The organism is Providencia sp. PROV197, from assembly GCF_028479625.1.
GTDB lineage: Bacteria > Pseudomonadota > Gammaproteobacteria > Enterobacterales > Enterobacteriaceae > Providencia > Providencia vermicola.
Genome location: NZ_JAMPNZ010000041.1, coordinates 1 through 20,761 on the forward strand (window position 1 = coordinate 1; position 20,761 = coordinate 20,761).

Here is a 20,761-nt window from a genome sequence, read left to right on the forward strand (position 1 = left end):
TTACCTATTGATATAGGCAGCTTGAGGTAACGGTAACTACTTCTTACCACGAGCCAGTGGAAGGTTTTCACCTGCCCAACCAGCAATCCCTTCTTTCAGGACAAAGACTTTTTCAAAACCGTGTTGCACGAGTTGCTCTGCGGGTTTGTTTGATTCCATGCCACTTGCAGAAACGATAATCACAGGTTTCTGTTTGTGTTTATCTAACTCACCTAAATTATTATCTTTAATTTCAGACGGCGTTAAATTAATAGAATCAATGATATGGCCTTTACGGAAGTCGTCACGAGAACGCAAATCCACAATAACCGCTTCTTCTTTATTAATCAGTGTAATCGCTTGTGAGCGAGCAATCACTTTCGTTTTAGAAAAGAGGCCTTTAAAGGTCATGACGACCACAGCAACTAATAGCGCTATCCAAACCAGACTCAATAACATGTTCCGGCTTACAAATTGCATGATTTCTTGGATCATGGGGGGCAATCACTCCCGTTAGTTAAAATCGAATATCAAAGGGTTCAGAGTATACCTGTGTGTTGAGCTAATTACAGCCAATTCACGCAAACTACTGTGTTTTTTTTGCGGTAATGTACGCAAAATTAATACCATTTTACTGAAAAATAGAATTTCTTTCTCGAAGCGGTACGCAAATATTTTACCATAAACATGCCTAAACGGGACTAACCTGTAGATTAAATAGGCGTTCAATAATAAAAAACCGTTCAAAACTAGCTATACAAAATAAATCAGTGATAATAAAACTATATTATTTGACTTAATTAGCCTTTGTTTCAGGGCAAAAGTCCGAATTTATAAGTGTTTTCAATACTATTTATTAGAGAGTGCTGGAAACCATCACTTGCAGATGAAATAATCAGTTATTGCATTTAATTGAGGTGATCTATCACAATGGCCAATACACAATATCGAATGAAAACAACATTTCTTCGTCAGGCTATTACATCCGCCCTACTTGGTTTAGGGCTCTTTGCGCTTGCCCCTACACATACCGCTTTCGCAAACCAGATCACTGAAAATAAAGGGCAATTACACGATTTACTCAAAAGTATTGCTGAAAAAGAAAAAAGTGTTAAAGAACAGCAGGCTAAGCGTTCTAACTTACTGGAACAGCTCAAACAGCAAGAACAAAGCATTTCCGCTGCGGGGCGTAGCTTACATGAAACACAAAACCAATTAAAACAGCTAGATAAAGAAATTGTTTCCTTAAATAGCAATATCAAACAGCTACAAACTAAGAAACAACAACAAGAAAAAATGCTTGCAGATCAGCTCGATGCCGCTTTTCGTTTAGGTAAACACCAAGGCCTAACCCTGATGTTTAAAGGGGAAGAAGGCCAACGGGAAGAGCGTATCTTGGCGTACTATAGTTATTTAAATCAAGCGCGTGAAAAAAACATTGTTGCACTTGAAGAAACAACTAAAGAGCTACAACAACAAAAACAATTAGAACAAAAAAAACAGGCGGAACAAAAAAGTACACTTACCCGCCAACAACAAGAGAAGCGTAAATTAGATAACGCCCGAGCCTCTCGGCAAAAAACCCTGACAGCCCTTGAAAGTACCTTAAAAGAAGATCAAAAAAATCTCGCGGTTTTAAAACAAAATGAAGCAAGGTTGCGTGACAAAATTGCTCGTGCAGAACGCGAAGCCAAAGCCAGAGCCGAACGCGAAGCCAAAGAAGCGGCACGTATTCGCGCCCAAGTGGCAGAAAAAGAACGCCAAGCAAAACAGAAAGGGGCGACTTATAAACCTTCTGAAAGTGAGCGATCACTTATGTCCCGTACAGGTGGTTTAGGGCGTCCCGCAGGCCAAGCCATGTGGCCAGTTCGTGGCTCCCTACTTCACAATTATGGTGATGTCATTTCCAGCGAACTACGTTGGAAAGGCATGGTTATTGCCGCCAATGAAGGCACACAAGTCAAAGCCATTGCAGATGGTCGCGTTTTACTGGCAGACTGGCTACAAGGTTATGGCCTTGTTGTGGTCGTTGAGCATGGTAAAGGTGACATGAGCCTGTATGGTTATAACCAGAGTGCCTTAGTCAATGTGGGCCAAGAAGTTCGTGCTGGCCAGCCAATTGCTCTAGTCGGTAGCAGTGGTGGTCAAGAGCGACCATCCTTGTACTTTGAAATTCGCAGGCAAGGTAAAACCGTTAATCCTCGCCCATGGTTAGGAAGATAACCCAGAAAACTTAAAATCAAACGATTAGGATGAAATTATGTTGAAGCGCTTACCCTTTAGATTATTCATTAGTTTACCGCTGTTACTGATGAGCCTGCAGGTGAGCGCCGCAAAACTCGCGATAGTCATTGATGATTTTGGCTATCGCGCTAAAGAAGATAACCAAATTTTAGCACTTTCCCCCGCGGTCACGATTGCGATTTTACCCAGTTCGCCCCATGGCCGTGAAGTGGCGGAAAAAGCCTACCAGCAAGGGCGGGATATTCTGATCCACATGCCCATGAAACCATTGAGTAAGCAGCCCTTAGAAAAAGACACTCTCGCCCCCTCAATGAGTGCGGCGGAAATTGACCGTATTATTAAAAATGCTATTTCCCGTGTACCCCATGCAAAAGGCATGAATAATCATATGGGTAGCGAAATGACATCCAACCTGCCAGGTATGCGTAATGTGATGCAGAGCCTCTCGCAATCAAATTTATTTTTTCTCGATAGTGTGACTATCGGCAATACGCAGGCAGGAAATGCAGCAAAAGAATTTGGCGTCCCAACACTGCGCCGTAACATCTTTATTGATAACCACCAATCAGAAGAAGAAACACGTACCCAACTAAATAAAGCCGTTGCTTATGCGCGAAAACACGGTAGCGCTGTAGCGATAGGTCACCCGCATCCCTCTACTGTGCGTGCACTGCAAAAATATTTGCCACAACTGCCCGCTGATATCGAACTGGTTGCAGTAAGTGCATTGGTTAACCCTCAAGATCCTGCAAAGCAACCTGCGACATCACTCAGAATGCTCTCTGAAGAAGCACAGAAAAAACCTGAGCAACCTAAAGAGAAACAGCCTGACAGTGAGCAGCCAAAAGCACCAGAGTCAACTGAATCGATTGAAAGCAAACCAGAAGATGGACTTATTGTCGAAGAGTTAGGCATTTGTGAGGTCACAATACCTGAAACGAAATTACAAGGTATCGATTTAATTATGTCGATTGTCGAAAATATTTATCAAGACAAAACATTGCAACCATTGCTTAAACAAGAAGCGCCAACGAAAAAGCGCATGCTTTTTAAAACCGAATCTTAGAGGTTAGCTCCCACATACATCATTCCCTTCTGAAGGCAATAACCTCAGAAGGGAATAACTCGCTAATTAATCCCAGTTTAAAATCACTTTTCCGGCTTGGCCTGAGCGCATAACGTCAAAGCCTTTTTGGAAATCATCAATGGAAAATTGATGAGTGATGATGGGTGATAAATCTAATCCTGATTGGATCAGTGTCGCCATTTTATACCAAGTTTCGAACATCTCTCGGCCATAAATACCTTTAATAAACAGTCCTTTGAATATAACTTGGCCCCAATCTGTTGCCATTGAGGCAGGAGGTATCCCTAATAACGCAATACGTCCACCATGATTCATGGTGTCTAACATGGTTTGAAAAGCCGCAGGCGCCCCCGAAACTTCTAATGCCACATCAAAACCTTCTTTCATGCCGAGTTCGTTCATCACATCTTTTAGGTTTTCACGACTCACATTGACTGCACGGGAAACACCCATTTTTTTCGCTAATTCAAGGCGATAATCATTCACATCCGTAATAACTACATGACGAGCGCCAACATGGCGACAGACCGCGGCAGCCATGATGCCAATCGGCCCAGCCCCAGAAACCAGCACATCCTCACCCACTAAATCGAACGAAAGCGCTGTATGCACAGCGTTACCAAATGGGTCAAAAATAGCGGCTATTTCATCAGGAATATTGTCGGGTATTTTGAATGCGTTGAAAGCTGGGATCACCAAATACTCGGCGAAACAGCCTTCTCGATTCACGCCTACACCAATTGTATTACGACAAAGATGGGTACGGCCACCACGGCAGTTACGACAGTGACCACATGTAATATGCCCTTCCCCTGACACTCGGTCACCAATTTTAAAGCCTTTGACTTCCTGCCCAATCGCAACAATTTCCCCTATATATTCATGACCGACCACCATCGGGACAGGAATAGTTTTTTGTGACCATTCATCCCAGTTATAGATATGTACATCTGTACCGCAGATAGCGGTTTTGCGAATTTTGATCATCACATCATTGTGCCCGAGTTCCGGTTTCGGAACGTCCGTCATCCATATACCTGGTTCAGCTTTCAGTTTGGACAGTGCTTTCATAAAAGACCTTTTATTTGATTATTTTTAGTTTTCTACCAATGCGGGTGAATGCTTCAACGGCGTGTAAAATATCCTCCTCACTGTGGGCTGCGGACATCTGTGTACGAATTCGTGCCTGACCTTGCGGCACAACTGGGTAGAAAAAGCCAGTGACATAGATACCTTCATCAAGTAGCTCTTTCGCAAAAATTTGGGCGAGCTTGGCGTCACCTAACATAACAGGGATGATAGCGTGGTCGGCTCCGGCAAGCGTAAAACCCGCTGCCGTCATTCTTTCCCTAAATAACACCGCGTTACGCCATAGTTTTTCACGTAGTGATTGGCCTTCTTCCATCATATCAATCACTTTGATAGACGCGGCAACAATCGCAGGCGCAAGGGAATTCGAGAATAAATAAGGGCGAGAACGCTGACGTAGCCACTCAACGACCTCTTTTTTCGCTGCCGTATAACCACCGGAAGCACCGCCAAGTGCTTTACCTAACGTTCCCGTAATAATATCGATACGCCCCATTACATTGCAGTATTCATGGCTACCGCGGCCATTTTCGCCGACAAAACCCACGGCATGGGAGTCATCAACCATCACTAACGCTTGGTACTCATCCGCTAAGTCACAAATAGATTGTAAATCAGCAATCACACCATCCATTGAAAAAACGCCATCAGTGGCAATTAAAATATGACGGGCACCCGCCGCTTTTGCTTCTTCTAGGCGTTCTTTTAACTCAACCATATTGTTATTGCTGTAACGGTAGCGTTTAGCTTTACTTAACCGCACACCATCAATAATTGAAGCATGGTTTAATGCATCAGAAATAATGGCATCTTCTGGCCCCAATAAGGTTTCGAATAGGCCACCGTTAGCATCAAAACAGGATGAATAGAGAATAGCGTCTTCCATGCCTAAGAAATCAGCCAGTTTGCGCTCTAAAACTTTATGGCTATCTTGCGTTCCACAAATAAAACGGACGGAAGCCATTCCAAAACCATGAGTATCCATGCCTTGTTTAGCCGCTTCAATTAACGCCGGGTGGTTCGCAAGCCCAAGATAATTATTAGCGCAGAAATTGATGACTCGTTGGCCTCCGACAATTTCAATGTCGGCATCTTGTGAGGTCGTAATAATGCGTTCGTGTTTAAATAACCCATCCGCTTCAATTTGTACCAATTGGTCTTGAATCTGCTGATAAAATCTTTCTGACATGATTTCTTCCTGTATAGTGACTATTTATAGAGTTTAATAATAGTCTCTGTGTGTAGCGATATTCACAGCATAAATAAGTTAAGTTTGTAGCCAAGATCACGATATTTACCTTGTTCCCATTCAGCCCCTAGTTCAATTCTCTGCTATCAATGCTACCGTCTGCGCCAAGAGATGTTATTATAGTCATCAATTGTTATTCCATTTTCTTAACCCATTTGAGGTATACCCAATGATCATAGTCACTGGTGGAGCTGGTTTTATTGGCAGCAATATTGTTAGAGCCCTAAATGCAATCGGCCGCACAGATATCCTAGTGGTAGATAATCTGAAAGATGGCACTAAATTTGCCAACCTTGTTGACCTTGATATTGCGGACTACGCAGATAAAGAAGATTTTCTTGTTAGCATCCTTTCAGGTGATGACTTTGGCGATGTTGATGCCGTATTCCATGAAGGTGCATGTTCATCCACTACGGAGTGGGATGGCAAGTATATGATGGATAATAACTATCAGTATTCTAAAGAGTTATTACATTACTGCTTAGAACGCGAAATTCCCTTCTTATACGCCTCTTCTGCCGCCACTTATGGCGGCCGTAGCGACAACTTTATTGAAGAACGTGAGTTCGAAAAGCCATTAAATGTCTATGGTTACTCTAAATTCCAATTTGACCAATATGTTCGTGAAATCCTGCCAGAAGCTGAGTCACAAATTTGTGGCTTCCGTTATTTCAACGTTTATGGCCCAAATGAAGAACACAAAGGTGGCATGGCGAGCGTTGCTTATCATTTAAATAAACAAATTAATGAAGGGCAAAACCCGAAATTGTTTGAGGGTAGCGAAACATTCCGCCGTGACTTTATCTATGTTGGCGATGTTGCCGCAGTGAATTTATGGTTCTGGGAAAATAACGTTTCAGGTATTTTTAACTGTGGAACAGGGCGCGCAGAGTCTTTCCAAGCCGTTGCCGATGCCGTAACTGAATTTCACAAAGACAAAAATGTGGCTGTCGAATATATTGAATTCCCAGAAAAATTAAAAGGTCGCTACCAAAGCTTCACACAAGCGGACCTCACCAAGTTACGTGCCGCTGGTTACACTGCGCCATTTAAAACGGTTGCAGAAGGTGTCACTGAATACATGCAGTTACTCAATAAAGACGCGTAATTAGTATTTATGAAAATATTGGTGATCGGCCCTTCGTGGGTAGGGGATATGATGATGTCACAAAGCCTATATCGTACGATAAAGGCGCTTCATCCTCACGCACAAATTGATGTGATGGCACCACAATGGTGCCGTCCTTTATTAGCAAAAATGCCTGAAGTCAATCAAGCCATCCCGATGCCTTTAGGCCATGGTGCCCTTGAAATCGGTGAACGTCGTCGATTAGGCATCAGTTTGCGGGGAAATGGGTACGACCAAGCGATTGTTTTGCCTAACTCATTAAAATCTGCACTTGTTCCGTTCTTTGCTCACATTGCAAAAAGAACGGGCTGGCGCGGGGAGATGCGTTATGGGTTACTCAATGATATTCGCCCATTGAATAAAGAAGCGTTTCCACTCATGGTACAACGCTACGTTGCGCTTGCTTATGATAAGCAAACTATTCAATCTGCTGCTGATATCCCATCACCAATATTAAAACCTAAACTTGTCACGGTGCCACAAGAAGTCAACGAAACACTGCAAACCTTTGGCATTGATGATTCTCGCCCAATTATTGGTTTTTGCCCAGGTGCAGAGTTCGGCCCCGCAAAACGCTGGCCGCACTATCATTATGCAACGCTCGCTCAAGAGCTAATCAGTTTAAAAGGCTACCGAGTCTTATTATTTGGTTCCCAAAAAGACCATCCCGCAGGGGAAGATATTCGCCAAAGTCTAACGGATGATGCCAAATCGTACTGCTATAATTTTGCAGGGAAAACCTCGCTAGAACAAGCCGTTAACTTAATTGATGCCTGCCATGCCGTTGTCAGTAACGATTCAGGCCTTATGCATGTCGCTGCCGCATTAGATAAACCTTTAGTTGCACTTTATGGCCCAAGCAGCCCAGATTTCACACCGCCTTTATCTGATAAAGCAGAAGTGATCCGCTTAATCGAGGGGTATCATAAAGTTCGTAAAGGGGATGGCGAAAGCGGTTATCACCAAAGCCTGATCGATATCCAGCCAGAAATGGTTTTAGACGCATTAGCCCGTTTAAATATAGGTATTGAATAATGCGAGTATTATTAGTCAAAACATCCTCAATGGGCGATGTTTTACATTCTTTACCTGCATTAACCGATGCTCAGCAAGCTATTCCCAATATTCAATTTGATTGGGTGGTTGAGGAAGGTTTCGCTCAAATTCCAACATGGCACAGTGCGGTCAACCAAGTGATCCCTGTCGCTATCCGCCGTTGGCGAAAAAACTGGTTTTCTGCGCCGATCAGGGCTGAACGTGCAGCTTTTCGCCAGCAACTGCAAGCAACACAGTATGATGCAATTATTGATGCTCAAGGCCTACTAAAAAGCGCATTTCTTGTTACGCGCTTGGCACATGGCGATAAACACGGCTATGACCGCCATAGCATTCGTGAACCTCTTGCCAGTTTTTTCTACGACCACCGTTATGCTATTAGCAAGCAACAACACGCCGTTGAACGCATCCGTCAATTATTTGCGAAAAGCCTTGGGTATGTTTGCCCAGCACAGCAAGGCGATTACGCTATTGCGCAGCATTTCCGACAATCTTCAACTCGTCAGGAATGCCCTTACGTGGTTTTCCTACACTCAACCACCCGTGATGATAAACACTGGCCTGAAGAAAGTTGGCGGAATTTAATTGAATTAATGGCGGGGAGTGGCATAAAAATAAAGCTACCGTGGGGAGCGCCACATGAACAGCAACGCGCACAGCGGTTGGCAAACGGTTTTGATTTTGTCGAAGTATTACCAAAGCTCACACTTGCTGAAGTTGCGCAGCAAATTGCCAATGCCAAAGCTGTTGTCTCTGTTGATACAGGGCTAAGCCATCTAACTGCTGCACTGGATAAACCTAACTTCACGCTCTTTGGCCCTACCGATCCAGGGCTGATTGGGGGTTATGGGCAAGAACAGCACGAATTGATATCAACCAACAAGGTTATGGCTAATATTACACCAAATACAGTTTATCAACAGCTGGTTCAATTTATTTCATAAGATAAAAAATCGGCATATCGCCGATTTTTTCTTTAGATCATTTCTGCGGTGCAATAAACCCAAAGCACATCGTTTCAGGCGCGGCATCAGGCTCTGACTGGTAAATGACATCTTCTTTTTCGATGGTAAATTGCGGCCAGAACTTACGTACTTTGGCAAAATTCTCATGGGCACAATCATCGTATTTTTTACCTAATAACAAAGCACCATGCTGGCGAATTTCTGCTTCAGTGATATCACGGTTATATACATTTGGCGGCATATGTTTCTCCATCGACCAAGGTTGGATAACATGCGGCCTGTCTTTCCCATAAATAATAAACCATTGATATTGGTTATCTTCGCCACCGACGTATTTCACGGGTGTACCATAGCGCTGATACCAACGCTGTTCACCATCAGCAATTAAGGTTTTAACACCAATAAATTTTTGCCCTGCTCCGCGGATATTCGCCGCTTGCACTGTGATATAGCCGACAACCACTAAAACCCCAAAAATCGCAAAACCAATGAGTGATTTGTTAAACGGTTTTCTTGGCATCACAGTTATTGAGCCAACAAACAAAGGTGCAATAATCGCCATAAAAGGCTGTAACCATTCTGTAATCCGCCCGCCATCATGGAACGAGAACCAGCCATAAATAACAACTAGAGGGAATAAAATAATGAAATTTGCCATACGATTAGGCAATGCTTTAGGCCACCCAAGTTTCCCGCCACTGCAATAAATAATAATGGCCGCAATCACTAACGGGTAAAAAACACTAAGTGCCGCTTGAGTTGTATGGAAATTAAAACCAGGGTCAATTTGCGAATCCACCCATTTAAAAGCAGAGAAATCCGTTGCCATCAACCAAAAGAAATTAGGTAGAACTAACGCAAACCACAGTGCGATAGCCAAATAAAAGACAGGATAACGATAGCTTTGACGCGCTTGCTTAACAAAAATAGTCAGTAAAAAAACCGAGCCGACTAAAGCCAATGTTGAGTATTTACCCATAGTTGCCAGCCCAGCAAACAAGGCAAAAGGCAACCACCACGCTGGATTATCATCCACCGCACGCAAAAAGAAATACAACACCCATGGCCACAAAGTGACTAAAATATAGTTATCATTATAAGGAATGATATCGAAATTAATGACACCTGATAAATTCAGCATCAACATTGCAAACCAAGCGAGATCACGACGCCCAGTTAAACGATAAGCCAGCTTCCAGACCCCCAACAGACCAAACGCAATACCGATAAAATGGATCAAATACCAATAAAAACTATACGAAATCCCCAAATAGATAGCTGGCCACATCAATACGCCAACAAACCAGGGATTTTTCGGGGAGCCCCATTCCCCATTCATTCCCCAATTCACAGCTTCTACCGTGTCATAAGGCACTGTTGGGTCAAAATAAAAGCTCGCTAAGATCCATGCTACGGCATAGCCTATGATCCATAAATAAACATATTTATTTGAATTTGGTTGATTGATTGCTGGCATACTGTCTTAAAATATAAGGAAAAAACAAGTACTCTATTCATGACTTAAAAAGCAAAATAGAATACCCCTATAACAAACGGTGCAGTCTACTATAGTTTAAATATAATACTAAGGTGTGGGAGAAAATATTCACTGTTCATTGTTGAAATGTTCAAGTTAGCCTATCTAAAAAAGACACTCTTGATTATTATTGTTCTTTTGGGGGTAAATATGGCTGCAATAATTTTAATAGCCGTTGCAGAGCGCCTTGGTTTTCATGTAAAACTTCTGCAGCATGGCGGCCATAATATAAACGGTAGTCTTCATCAGAAAGCAAGCTAGTTACAGCTTGAGCCATCGATTCACTATCCGTGACAGTAATCAGCCCATCTGCCTGCGTTAACTTTCCACAAATATCTTTAAAATTAAAGGTATGCGGTCCCATTAAAACGGGTAATGCATGCGCTGCCGCTTCTAGAGGGTTATGCCCTCCCGTTTCAACTAAGCTTCCACCAACAAAGGCAATATCTGCAATTCCATACAGCAACATCAATTCACCCATGGTATCGCCAATAACCACTTGAGTATCTACGCTAGGAATAGTGTTGGCACTACGACGAATAAACGTTAAGCCCGCTTTTTGAGTTAGCTCTTCAGCTTTCGTAAAACGTTCAGGGTGGCGAGGGACTAAAATAAGCAATAAATTAGGAAAACGTTTTAATAACTTTTGGTGTGTCTCTAAGACAATCGCTTCTTCACCATCATGAGTACTGGTCGCAATCCATACAGGGCGATGAGCAGCCCATTGCCTGCGAAGTGTAATGGCTCGAACAGCTAATTCAGGGGTAACAGAAATATCAAATTTTAAGCTTCCCGTCACTGTTAACTGCATACGCCTTAACCCTAACTGAACAAAGCGCTCACCATCTTCTTGGTGCTGTGCTGCAATCATCGTGACATTACGCAGCATACGCTTCACAAAGCTGCCTAATTTTTGATAACCCGCTGCGGAACGCTCTGACAATCGCGCATTGGCGATAACTAAAGGAATTTTTTGCTTATGTAGTTGATTTATCATGTTTGGCCAAAGCTCAGTTTCCATGATGATCACAAGCTTAGGGTCAACCTGCTTAAGAAAACGACGCATCGAGCCGGGTAAATCATAGGGTAGGTAAACATGGCTAACATCATCACCAAATGCGGACTGTACACGTTCCGACCCTGTTGGCGTCATTGTTGTAACAGTGATGGGCAAAGAAGGATAATGATGACGGAGTGCCCTGACTAAAGGGACTGCAGCGAGCGTTTCGCCAACTGACACCGAATGCAGCAAAATGCCTTGAGGCTTAACTTTACCCGCACAAAAACCATAGCGCTCGCCCCAACGTTTACGGTACGCAGGCGCTTTTCGGCTACGCAGTAAAAGGCGAACCCATATAAATGGCTGGATAAGATAAAGAAGTACCTGATATAACCGCAGCAATAACATTCGATCTGATTCACTTACCAAAATTGGCGCTATCTTACCATAAACCTTCTGCAAAAGTGTGCAGAATATGCACCTAAAAATTCACAGAGCCTCGCTAACTCTTGTTGCAACCATACGAGATAGCCGATAAGGTTAAACGCTCACATCGCTTATTTACGCTAATATTTTGAATAAGCAATAACAAACAATGAGATACTATCGCCATGGAACATAAAGCCATCTACCCAGGTACCTTTGACCCGATCACATCAGGGCACGTTGATATTGTCACCCGTGCAGCGGCAATGTTTGACCATGTGCTACTCGCGATAGCCAATAGCCAACGCAAGAACCCCATGTTCACCCTTGATGAGCGAGTTTCCCTTGCAAGGGAAGTAACATCTCATCTTGATAATGTTGAAGTCGTGGGTTTTTCTGAGTTAATGGCGAGCTTTGCACAAAAAAAAGGGGCGAATATTCTAATTCGTGGTGTCCGTTCCGTGGCTGATTTTGAATATGAGTGGCAATTAGCGAATATGAACCGCCACTTCGTCCCTGAATTAGAAACGGTATTTTTACTCCCATCACAAAGCCTATCTTTCGTTTCATCCTCTTTAATCAAAGACGTTGCCCTTCATGATGGTGATATTTCCTCTTTTCTGCCCCCTGTCGTTGCAGATGCGATGCTAAGAAAGCTCAATAAAAAATAGCTATTACAGATTACTTTTGGCATTGCGGACAGAAAAAAGTACTACGCTGGCCTTGTTTAATACTTTCAATTGGTGTTCCGCACATTGAACAAGGCTCTCCCTTTTTACCATACACAAACAACTCTTGTGCAAAATACCCTGGTTTACCATCTGACTGCAAAAAATCCTTCAGCGTTGTACCACCTTGCTCAATCGACCGTGTTAACACGAGTTTGATTTGCTTAACCAACTCCGTGATTTCAGCCAATGTTAATGTATTGGTTATTTTTTCAGGTGAAATTTTTGTCGCAAATAAAGCTTCATTTGCATAAATATTGCCAACGCCAACCACGACTTTGTTATCCATCAGCCAAGGCTTGACCGCCACTTTCTTTTTTTGTGAGAGTTCATAAAGATATTGCGGGTTAAATGCATCAGATAGGGGCTCAGGGCCCAAGTGCGCGAGTACCGAACTATTTTCTAAGTCGTCACACCACAACCAAGCGCCAAAACGCCGAGGGTCGGTATAGCGTAAAACTTTACCGTCACGCATGACTAAATCTACATGGTCATGTTTTTCTTCAGGTAACTCTTGCGTTAAAATACGCACACTGCCTGACATCCCTAAGTGAACGATAATCCAGCCCTTTTTCAATTCAATCAGCAAATACTTCGCACGGCGTTGTACACTTAAAACAATTTCATCAGATAAACTTTTTATTTGTTCACTGACAGGCCAACGCAAACGGCTGTTTCTTACGACTGCATAAGAGATTGTATTACCGACTAAATGTGGTTCAATGCCACGACGGCTGGTTTCGACTTCTGGTAGTTCTGGCATTTTAAACCCTACAAAAATCAGATATTAAATATACAATACAGTATGTGGCTCATTAAACGAAATAGGTTACCAGATAGAATCCTTTTATCCATTGGATTTCTTTGCTTCGTTATGAATGTGCTATGTTTACATTCCATACTCTTTCCTACATGATAAGCATCAATTTTTGAGATTAAATCAAAGACAATAAAGGCAATTTCGTGAAAATAAACAGCTTTCTCCTCCACCAATTTCCTTTTTTATTACTATTTTTAGTCACACTGGGAATGTTTACCAACGATACACAGGGGGTATTAAATGTCTCAGTTGTCTTGCTTTTTTTATATACAACTTTCACACTTTTAAAGAATAGAGTTAATATCAAAACTGACCTTCTCGCTCTAATTAAGGCAAGAAAGATGCTTTTTTTATTTGGTGGCTGGGGGCTATTTTGCGCTATATTTTTTACTTATTCAGGCTTCACTCAAGAGGCCATCAAAGCATTCTTTAATGATTGGCGATATGTTTTTATTATTACTTTCTTTCTTCTCGTATTTAAAAGCGATGGTGATAAATCAAAAAAAACAATCTGTTATGCGCTCATTGCCACATTGGCCTTTATAATATTTTTTATTCCAATTCTAAAACAGTTTAAAAATAGTGCTTTACCTCTCTACTTACAACTTAGATATGGTTTCGCACATTATATGACACTCTTATTTCCCTTTACTTTCAGCGCCTTATTTCTATTCAAACAAAGAATATTAAAAGCCTCTATGCTACTTCTTTCTGTATTGGCCTTCTTGTTCATATTGTATACTGGTAGCCGAGGAGGTTTCCTCTCTGTTATTATTGAAGCTGCTATTATTTTGTTTATTTTATCCTCAAACTACAAAAAGCTCATTGTTAATATTGTGAGTTTTGGTGTTTTAGCAATAGTAATTGTTTTCGCCTCTTATCATTACATCCCGCAAGTAAAAAATAAAATAAACCAATCTCTATATGCGTCAGACATCACTTCATCTCGAGGTAAAATCATTGATACTCGATATCCAATTTTTACTCAAAATCTCTCATATCAATTGATGGGAACGGGCTATGGTTCAGTCGCTTATAATCAGTTTTTATTTGATAATAATGCCCCAAAATTCAGTGGTGGAATGGGGTATTCTAGAAGTAAAAAAGAATCATTTTACAACAATGATGAACCCTTCTTTCTAAATATTAGCTATAATATAGGCCTAATTGGATTAGTTCTGTTTTTGGTAACATTTGCCATCAATATGAGAGACTTATTTAAAAGTATTCAAGTTGAAAAAGATATTTTTAATGTTGGGATATTTGTTTCATCTATCGGCTACTTTTTAGTTTATTGTCTATTTGAATTTATTTTTATCGATATATTTATTTTATATAATATTTTAACGGCTATTTTTATTCGAAAAATACTAATCAAGTAAAGAAAGGCCCTGTATAAACGTAAATAAACAGGGTTTTAAAATCAAAATATCTTTTTAACTAAATACTTAAATGTTGTAGACAGAAAACCTAAATAATCTCCATTCTTTCTTAAATGTGATTTCTTTCTTGATAACTGTTTATACCCTTTTGGCTTTATTAAATCGATGTCTTTCCATGGAGACTGGCGCCTTGCCTCTTCAAAAAAAGCATATTCCTCATAAAATCTTGCCCACTCATGAAATGGTTTAGTCAAGCCAACAAAGTGAATAAAAACAACATCTTGAGTTATTTTAGGGATGCTGGATTTTTTCCCTATATACCAGTCTAAAGAGAACATATAATTAAAATTCTCACTAATATTAACTAGCTTCGTATTTAATAAAATATTCAAGGCATCTTGGTCTGGGTGACTAAAATCATTATCACTAACTAACTCAATCACTTTATTTGGAATATTATATTCAGCTAATTTTTTTACTGACATATATAAAAAGCCAGAATTAAAATACATTGACATATTCATTGGCAATGTTTTTTTCTGGCTACAAAACTTATCTTTTACCGCGTACAAAAAAATATTTTCGTTAAACTCTAATGAATCAAGATAAGATAGATTACCTTTACAGATAATATCTGCATCTAAGTACAATAACTTATTGATACTTTTTCCTGCTAAATAAGAGATAATGATCAGGCGAAAATAGATTGCAGAGCTCCAGCCTTTCGATGGCAAAGGTAATGATTGAAATTTTTCGTTATCAATCAAATAAATAGTTAACCTATGTTGCGTTCCTTCAATCAAGCGATGAAAAAGCAATTCATTTTTTAATTTATCAATAAAAACATGGAAATGAAAACGACGTTCAGTGTTATAGATAAGAATTGAGGATATTGAAGTACCTACACCGTATAAAAAATTTTCATCTACACCATAAGCGATATGAAAAAAGTCTCCATCACTGATGTTGGTATCTGAGCTTATTTCTATTTTTGATTTTATCATCTCATTACTTAACATCATATGTTCCCATTGCAAGCCTTTTACCATTTTAACTTTAACGCCACTTTCTATAAGTATCATCAATAGTATAAACTATTCTTGGTTTGATTTTAGGTTATTCACGTAGTTTTACACTTTATTCTTTTCACGGAAAACATCATAGAATCAATGCACTAAATGATAATAACTATCATTCCCCCGTTGTTAACAAATTGAAGCTCACCTTTATTCATTAGTAAACACAATACCCATAACTCTAAGTAGTCCCCTTTTACTCGTGTAAATACTTTAGTTTTCCTTTATAATCACGAAGTAAAGCATTATACAAAACATACTCTATAGAAATACAATAAGCTCAATGACTAACGAGTATAACAGTTTTATTTTTAATCACATGGCTGCTCTATGATACAAAAACCAGAGTTAAAAAAAACCTTATTGGTTTTATTTTCCTTAATTATCCTAGCCTCTATAGCTAAACTTATGTTACTAGGCTCGGGGAATGCGCACCCTACAGTAAGGGAAATAACGTTAGTTTGTTTTTTAATTATTATATTAAGCTCTTCAAATAAATCTTACTGGTACATAGGATTTCCAATTGTATTGGTTAATGCTATATACACGCCTATTGGCTTAAACTTCGGTGAGCCTACTTATCAATATATTTCATCTGTTATTGCTACAGATGCGATGGAGTCCAAAGAATTTTTCACTCAAATTCCGATAAAAAATTATCTTTTTTCAATAGTGATTGTAGCTGGGTTTATTTTCTATCGAAAGATAACCGTTAAGAATGGAATATACTTTTATAAAAATAAAACACTACTTGTTTGCTTAGCTATTCTTGCATTGATAAACCAGTCTCCTTTTAAACTTTTTGATAATATGTATCAATCAACACTAAATGTGAAAAAAGAAGTTGATAGCCTCAGTGAGTTCACTAAAAATAGTGAATGGGGAAAATCAACATTAATAAAGGATAGGACTCAATATGATGACTATGTTTTAGTTATCGGCGAGAGTGTTCGCCGAGATTATATGAGCGCTTATGGGTACCCAATAGATAACACCCCATTTATCAATAAAACTAATGGTATAATAGTTGAAGGTTTAACTTCTGGTGGAACCAATACCGTTTCTTCGTTACGCGTAATGTTAACACAATCAAGTACAGAAAGCTGGGAACCCAACTATGGGCAAAATTTTGTTGATTTAGCAAAATCAGCTGGCTATAAAGTTTACTGGATCTCAAATCAAGGTTTTCTTGGTGAATTTGATACACCGATAACGTTTATCGCCAAAAGGAGTGATGTTAAAAAGTTTAACAAGATGGGGGCCTTTAACTCCAACGATTCAAGTGACTTTAGCTTAGTAAATATGTTTAAAGATGAATTAGAAGAAAAAGTAAATAAGAATCAAAAACGGTTATTTATCATCCATTTATATGGTTCTCACCCTGATGCTTGTGCACGTATTGACGATTATGAAAATAAATATGTCACTAAAGATAAAAAATATACGAATATCTCATGTTATGTCTCAAGTATCGAAAAAACAGACAATATCCTTGAATCAATTTATAATATATTAAAAATACAAGAAAAAGAAAATAATCGTAGTTTTTCAATGTTATACTTTGCAGACCATGGTGTTTCGCATACCATGATTGATGATGAAATAAAATTAAACTTAAGTAATTCATCTACTCAAGTTCTAAGAACTCCATTAATGGCATTCAACTCTGATAGCTCCAAAAAGGAATATATAAAAACAAAAAAATCAGGAAAATTATTTATACAAGGTATAGCAAATTGGCTGAATATCAAAAATAGTAAGATTCAGCCTAATTACAGCCTATTTACAGAACAAAAAGATAATGATGGATATAATTTTGAACAACAATTTGAGAGACTAAGAAATGGGGATACTGACTTACCCATTGATGTGAGTGAAAAATAGCTTAGAATTCTCTATTTTGCCTATTAATGTTAATAGGCAATTTTCAATCAAGGTCAATTATGATAAGTTCCTTAGACAAATCAAATAATAAAAATGATTCAAATATATCCTCCCTAATTAAATTAGTCCTTAACAAAGTTATTTTACATTATTCATTTTCATTAAGTTTAGCTGGCATGTGCTAGCAAATCCAATTAAATTAACTGAGTACCCATCACTAATAAGTTTTATAATAAAATCTTCAGATATCGTATCCACACTTTTTTCTATCATAGAAAATGCGTCAATTAAATTTTCTCTCGGGTGTATAAGATAAATAATATTAGGGTACTGCCTTGACAATTCTCTTATTTTACCAAGTAATAAATTAAAATTTTCTTCATTTTTATCTCTCTGTATATCCTTAAATTTTGACCCTATAAATATGTTAATATTTTCTTTCTGAACGTTATTTTTAAAATCAAAATCAAACAAATTAATCCTCACCAATTTAGATTTAACATTTAATTTTCTGTTCTTATCTAAAATAGTATAATGAACATCACTCTCATTAATTATTCTCTTTATACTATAGTTATTTTGATAAAATAGTTTAGTTCATTTATGTTTTATTTTTTTCCTTTAATTCCAAATCAATATTTTTAATTGTATTGATATTTAATATTCCATCATCAAATGTTCTAATAATAAAATCACTTTTTATATTTGACAATATATAATGAACAGTTAAATCACTTGCATTTGCAAGATACACAAAAAGGTTTCCATTTTTTATTTTGGAAATAAATCTCATGATATGCTTGAAATTAAATATCCCATAATCCATCCCAGAAATTAAGTAGGAATCATATTCAGTAAGAATATTTTTCCTTATCCCATTATTAATTATAGAATTTGCTTTGAGATACAAAACATGAAATTCATTATCAAAAACACTAAATTCTTTTTTTTATTTTTGAGACTATACTTAATTGCAAAGGTGAGCATACAATAAATATATGATTATTCATTGTCTCCTCCAACTTTATCTAAGAGTTTTAATTCGTGTAAAATAGCATTAACTATATCATTCACATTAAGATTACTAATTCCTGTTGACTCTACTATTTGTTTAGACTTAGCATAGTTTGGAGCACATAAAAAATCCGTGTTGAACCCATCATTAAATACTGAACTATAAAATGCTAGCAAAGGAATATCCTTGCTATTTGCTAAATGAACAAAAGATGTATCTGAAGAAATACAAAAATCACAAAGACTTAATATTGCAGCAGATGAAATAAAGCTCTCTGTTTTAAAAAAGTAAACATTTTCATCAATATTAATATTTTTCACTCTGTGTTCTTCGCAGAGTATAATAATACTTATATTCTTTTCTTTTTTTAACTTACCTAAAACTGCATTAACTTGCTCATCACTAAAACTTCTTTCTAGGGTTGATGCGAATGGGCAAAATGCAATTTTTAAATCTGACGTTGGAATATTACCTAGTAGTTCATGGGCTTTTTTTATTTCACCATCTGGTATATTAACAATATATTGCCCTTCAATTTTACTATTAAAGAATTTTTTTAAAACATGATTATAATAATCAGTTATATGAATACCATTTTCTGAAAGAAAATTATCACTATATTTACTTGGCTTTTTAACATTAAAACCACTCAAATACTTATACTTCATTTCACTTAATAGTTTATAATATCTATAAGAAAAAAACCATCCACAGTGACTATAAGGATCCACAACTAAATCATATTTTTGCTGATTTGTTTTTTTTTCATCAATGCAAAGTACATTTCTCACATCTTTATTATTAGTGAATATGTCAAAGTTTTTTTTAGCAATAATAACATCTATGCTCTTATTTAACTTTTTTAGTTCATGAATAAATGAGGTTGCCATTATTGCATCACCAATTCCAACATTAATCAAAATCAGACATACTGAATTAATACTCTCTCCTTCCTCGTAACTAGCCAGTTTTAGCATATTAGTCTGCTGAATTATTGATTTTATTTTATATTTAAATTCACTAAAACTCATATTGTCACCTAACATAGAAATTACATATAGCTAATGAATATTATCAAACTACCTTTTTTAGTAAATATTTGAGATAATTTTTGATACATGCAAAATATCTTTTCTGATAGCTTAAATGCTTCGCACAATAGCGTAAATGATTACTACTCTTCGCTTTTAATAAGGGAATATCTTTCCATGGAGATGCATTTTTTGCATCTATAAAAGGCTGAGCAGTGGGGTAATTGGCCCATTCATGCCAAGGCTTAGTCGGTCCAATATAATGGATCAAAACAGTATCAGATGTTATTGGATTTTCTTTTTTACCTTTTTGTAGCTCATAGTTGATGCTGTATTGGGTGTTATATTTCCCATCAAGATAAATAACTTTCTCTGTTAAGAGCATATTTAAAATATCCTGATCGAGATAAGATAGTTTCGCTTTAACGGTCTCTTGAGAAAGTAATTCCATTGCCTTAGTCGATATATCAAATTTTGACCAATTGACTAAATTAAGAACCAAAAAACCTGCATTAAAATAGCCGGAAGCAATACTTGGGATCCCTAAAGCATCGGCCCGCTTTTGCCACCATACCTTGTCTCTTTCTGGTACTACTGCTGCAATCTCATCTTGTTCAAACTGAATATCTAATAGCGGTTTCAATGAGCCTTGGCACATAATATCCGCATCCATGTAGATCATCCGTTCTAATTGATTCGAAAAATAATCCGCAATAATAAACCTAAAATAGGTAGCATAGGACCAGTTCTTAGTACTCGGTAATGATCTTAGTTGTTCACAATCAATAAGATATATTTTAATACTAGTTTTGTATTGTTCTGCAAGCGCCTTAAACAATCGAGATTGTTCATCATCAAAATAGTCTGTAAAAACATGAAATGAGAATGAAATATCAGAATTTGCTTTTAATAATGATGCGATGGAAATCCCACAACCATATAAAAAATTACGGTCAATACCATACGAAACATGCAAGCTACCACCACCAATAACCGTATCAGATGATGATAAATCAATCTGTTTTGTAACTGCATTTTCCTTATTGAAGAACATTATTCTATCT

General features: G+C 38.1%; 18 protein-coding genes and 1 pseudogene. 8 read left to right on the top strand and 11 right to left on the bottom strand.

Annotated elements, in window-relative coordinates; genetic code table 11:
• Window positions 1–36: 36 nt before the first annotated feature.
• On the bottom strand, window positions 37–474 hold the full coding sequence (locus tag PR808_RS19850) for a rhodanese-like domain-containing protein (RefSeq protein WP_206085783.1): 438 nt from the start codon (window positions 472–474) through the stop codon (window positions 37–39).
• Between the two features lie 435 nt (window positions 475–909).
• Between PR808_RS19850 and envC the strand changes: the two genes are divergently transcribed.
• Both envC and PR808_RS19860 read left to right on the top strand, forming a co-directional pair.
• Window positions 910–2,202: a murein hydrolase activator EnvC gene (gene envC, locus PR808_RS19855; RefSeq protein WP_272539958.1), complete on the top strand. Its 1,293-nt coding sequence runs from the start codon at window positions 910–912 to the stop codon at window positions 2,200–2,202.
• A gap of 37 nt (window positions 2,203–2,239) precedes the next feature.
• Window positions 2,240–3,289, top strand: coding sequence for a divergent polysaccharide deacetylase family protein (locus PR808_RS19860; RefSeq protein ID WP_272539959.1), 1,050 nt, complete (start codon window positions 2,240–2,242; stop codon window positions 3,287–3,289).
• A gap of 66 nt (window positions 3,290–3,355) precedes the next feature.
• On the opposite strand, the gene tdh is transcribed toward PR808_RS19860, so the two are convergent.
• Window positions 3,356–4,381: an L-threonine 3-dehydrogenase gene (gene tdh, locus PR808_RS19865; RefSeq protein WP_272539960.1), complete on the bottom strand. Its 1,026-nt coding sequence runs from the start codon at window positions 4,379–4,381 to the stop codon at window positions 3,356–3,358.
• A gap of 10 nt (window positions 4,382–4,391) precedes the next feature.
• Window positions 4,392–5,588 (bottom strand): glycine C-acetyltransferase, encoded by a 1,197-nt coding sequence (locus PR808_RS19870; protein ID WP_272539961.1) that lies wholly within the window; start codon window positions 5,586–5,588, stop codon window positions 4,392–4,394.
• A gap of 229 nt (window positions 5,589–5,817) precedes the next feature.
• On the opposite strand from PR808_RS19870, the gene rfaD reads away from it, so the two are divergent.
• From rfaD to rfaC, 3 genes are read left to right on the top strand one after another with little or no spacing between them, the layout of a single operon-like run.
• Window positions 5,818–6,756: an ADP-glyceromanno-heptose 6-epimerase gene (gene rfaD, locus PR808_RS19875; RefSeq protein ID WP_206085769.1), complete on the top strand. Its 939-nt coding sequence runs from the start codon at window positions 5,818–5,820 to the stop codon at window positions 6,754–6,756.
• A gap of 9 nt (window positions 6,757–6,765) precedes the next feature.
• Entirely contained in the window at window positions 6,766–7,812 is a 1,047-nt protein-coding gene (gene rfaF / locus PR808_RS19880; protein WP_206085767.1) for an ADP-heptose--LPS heptosyltransferase RfaF, read from the top strand.
• Window positions 7,812–8,777, top strand: coding sequence for a lipopolysaccharide heptosyltransferase RfaC (gene rfaC, locus PR808_RS19885; protein ID WP_272539962.1), 966 nt, complete (start codon window positions 7,812–7,814; stop codon window positions 8,775–8,777). The genes rfaF and rfaC overlap by 1 nt, the downstream gene beginning before the upstream one ends.
• Before the next feature lie 37 nt (window positions 8,778–8,814).
• On the opposite strand, the gene PR808_RS19890 is transcribed toward rfaC, so the two are convergent.
• On the bottom strand, window positions 8,815–10,275 hold the full coding sequence (locus tag PR808_RS19890; protein WP_206085763.1) for an ArnT family glycosyltransferase: 1,461 nt from the start codon (window positions 10,273–10,275) through the stop codon (window positions 8,815–8,817).
• A 187-nt stretch (window positions 10,276–10,462) separates the two neighbouring features.
• Window positions 10,463–11,743 carry a lipid IV(A) 3-deoxy-D-manno-octulosonic acid transferase gene (gene waaA, locus PR808_RS19895; protein WP_206085995.1) on the bottom strand — a complete coding sequence of 427 codons (1,281 nt, stop codon included), beginning with the start codon at window positions 11,741–11,743 and terminating at the stop codon, window positions 10,463–10,465.
• Between the two features lie 203 nt (window positions 11,744–11,946).
• Between waaA and coaD the strand changes: the two genes are divergently transcribed.
• Window positions 11,947–12,432 (top strand): pantetheine-phosphate adenylyltransferase, encoded by a 486-nt coding sequence (gene coaD, locus PR808_RS19900; protein ID WP_206085761.1) that lies wholly within the window; start codon window positions 11,947–11,949, stop codon window positions 12,430–12,432.
• A 10-nt stretch (window positions 12,433–12,442) separates the two neighbouring features.
• Here the strand turns inward: coaD and mutM are convergent, their stop codons facing one another.
• Window positions 12,443–13,252, bottom strand: a complete 810-nt coding sequence (gene mutM, locus PR808_RS19905) for a bifunctional DNA-formamidopyrimidine glycosylase/DNA-(apurinic or apyrimidinic site) lyase (protein ID WP_206085753.1) — start codon at window positions 13,250–13,252, stop codon at window positions 12,443–12,445.
• 200 nt (window positions 13,253–13,452) lie between these two features.
• On the opposite strand from mutM, the gene PR808_RS19910 reads away from it, so the two are divergent.
• Window positions 13,453–14,691: an O-antigen ligase family protein gene (locus PR808_RS19910; protein ID WP_272539963.1), complete on the top strand. Its 1,239-nt coding sequence runs from the start codon at window positions 13,453–13,455 to the stop codon at window positions 14,689–14,691.
• Window positions 14,692–14,732: 41 nt separating this feature from the next.
• Here the strand turns inward: PR808_RS19910 and PR808_RS19915 are convergent, their stop codons facing one another.
• Entirely contained in the window at window positions 14,733–15,773 is a 1,041-nt protein-coding gene (locus PR808_RS19915) for a glycosyltransferase (protein WP_272539964.1), read from the bottom strand.
• Between the two features lie 324 nt (window positions 15,774–16,097).
• Here PR808_RS19915 and PR808_RS19920 point away from each other — a divergent pair, with 324 nt between their 5' ends.
• Complete coding sequence (locus PR808_RS19920; RefSeq protein WP_272539965.1) at window positions 16,098–17,651, top strand: phosphoethanolamine transferase; 1,554 nt, start codon at window positions 16,098–16,100, stop codon at window positions 17,649–17,651.
• Window positions 17,652–17,789: 138 nt separating this feature from the next.
• Here the strand turns inward: PR808_RS19920 and PR808_RS19925 are convergent.
• The 4 genes and pseudogenes from PR808_RS19925 to waaO all read right to left on the bottom strand — a co-directional run.
• A pseudogene (locus PR808_RS19925) lies at window positions 17,790–18,230 on the bottom strand (glycosyltransferase family 52); the annotation flags it as partial.
• A 22-nt stretch (window positions 18,231–18,252) separates the two neighbouring features.
• Window positions 18,253–18,561, bottom strand: coding sequence for a glycosyltransferase family 52 (locus tag PR808_RS20740; RefSeq protein ID WP_442959416.1), 309 nt, complete (start codon window positions 18,559–18,561; stop codon window positions 18,253–18,255).
• 92 nt (window positions 18,562–18,653) lie between these two features.
• Complete coding sequence (locus PR808_RS19930) at window positions 18,654–19,697, bottom strand: glycosyltransferase family 9 protein (protein WP_272539966.1); 1,044 nt, start codon at window positions 19,695–19,697, stop codon at window positions 18,654–18,656.
• Between the two features lie 43 nt (window positions 19,698–19,740).
• On the bottom strand, window positions 19,741–20,751 hold the full coding sequence (gene waaO / locus PR808_RS19935) for a lipopolysaccharide 3-alpha-galactosyltransferase (protein ID WP_272539967.1): 1,011 nt from the start codon (window positions 20,749–20,751) through the stop codon (window positions 19,741–19,743).
• Between the last annotated feature and the right edge of the window lie 10 nt (window positions 20,752–20,761).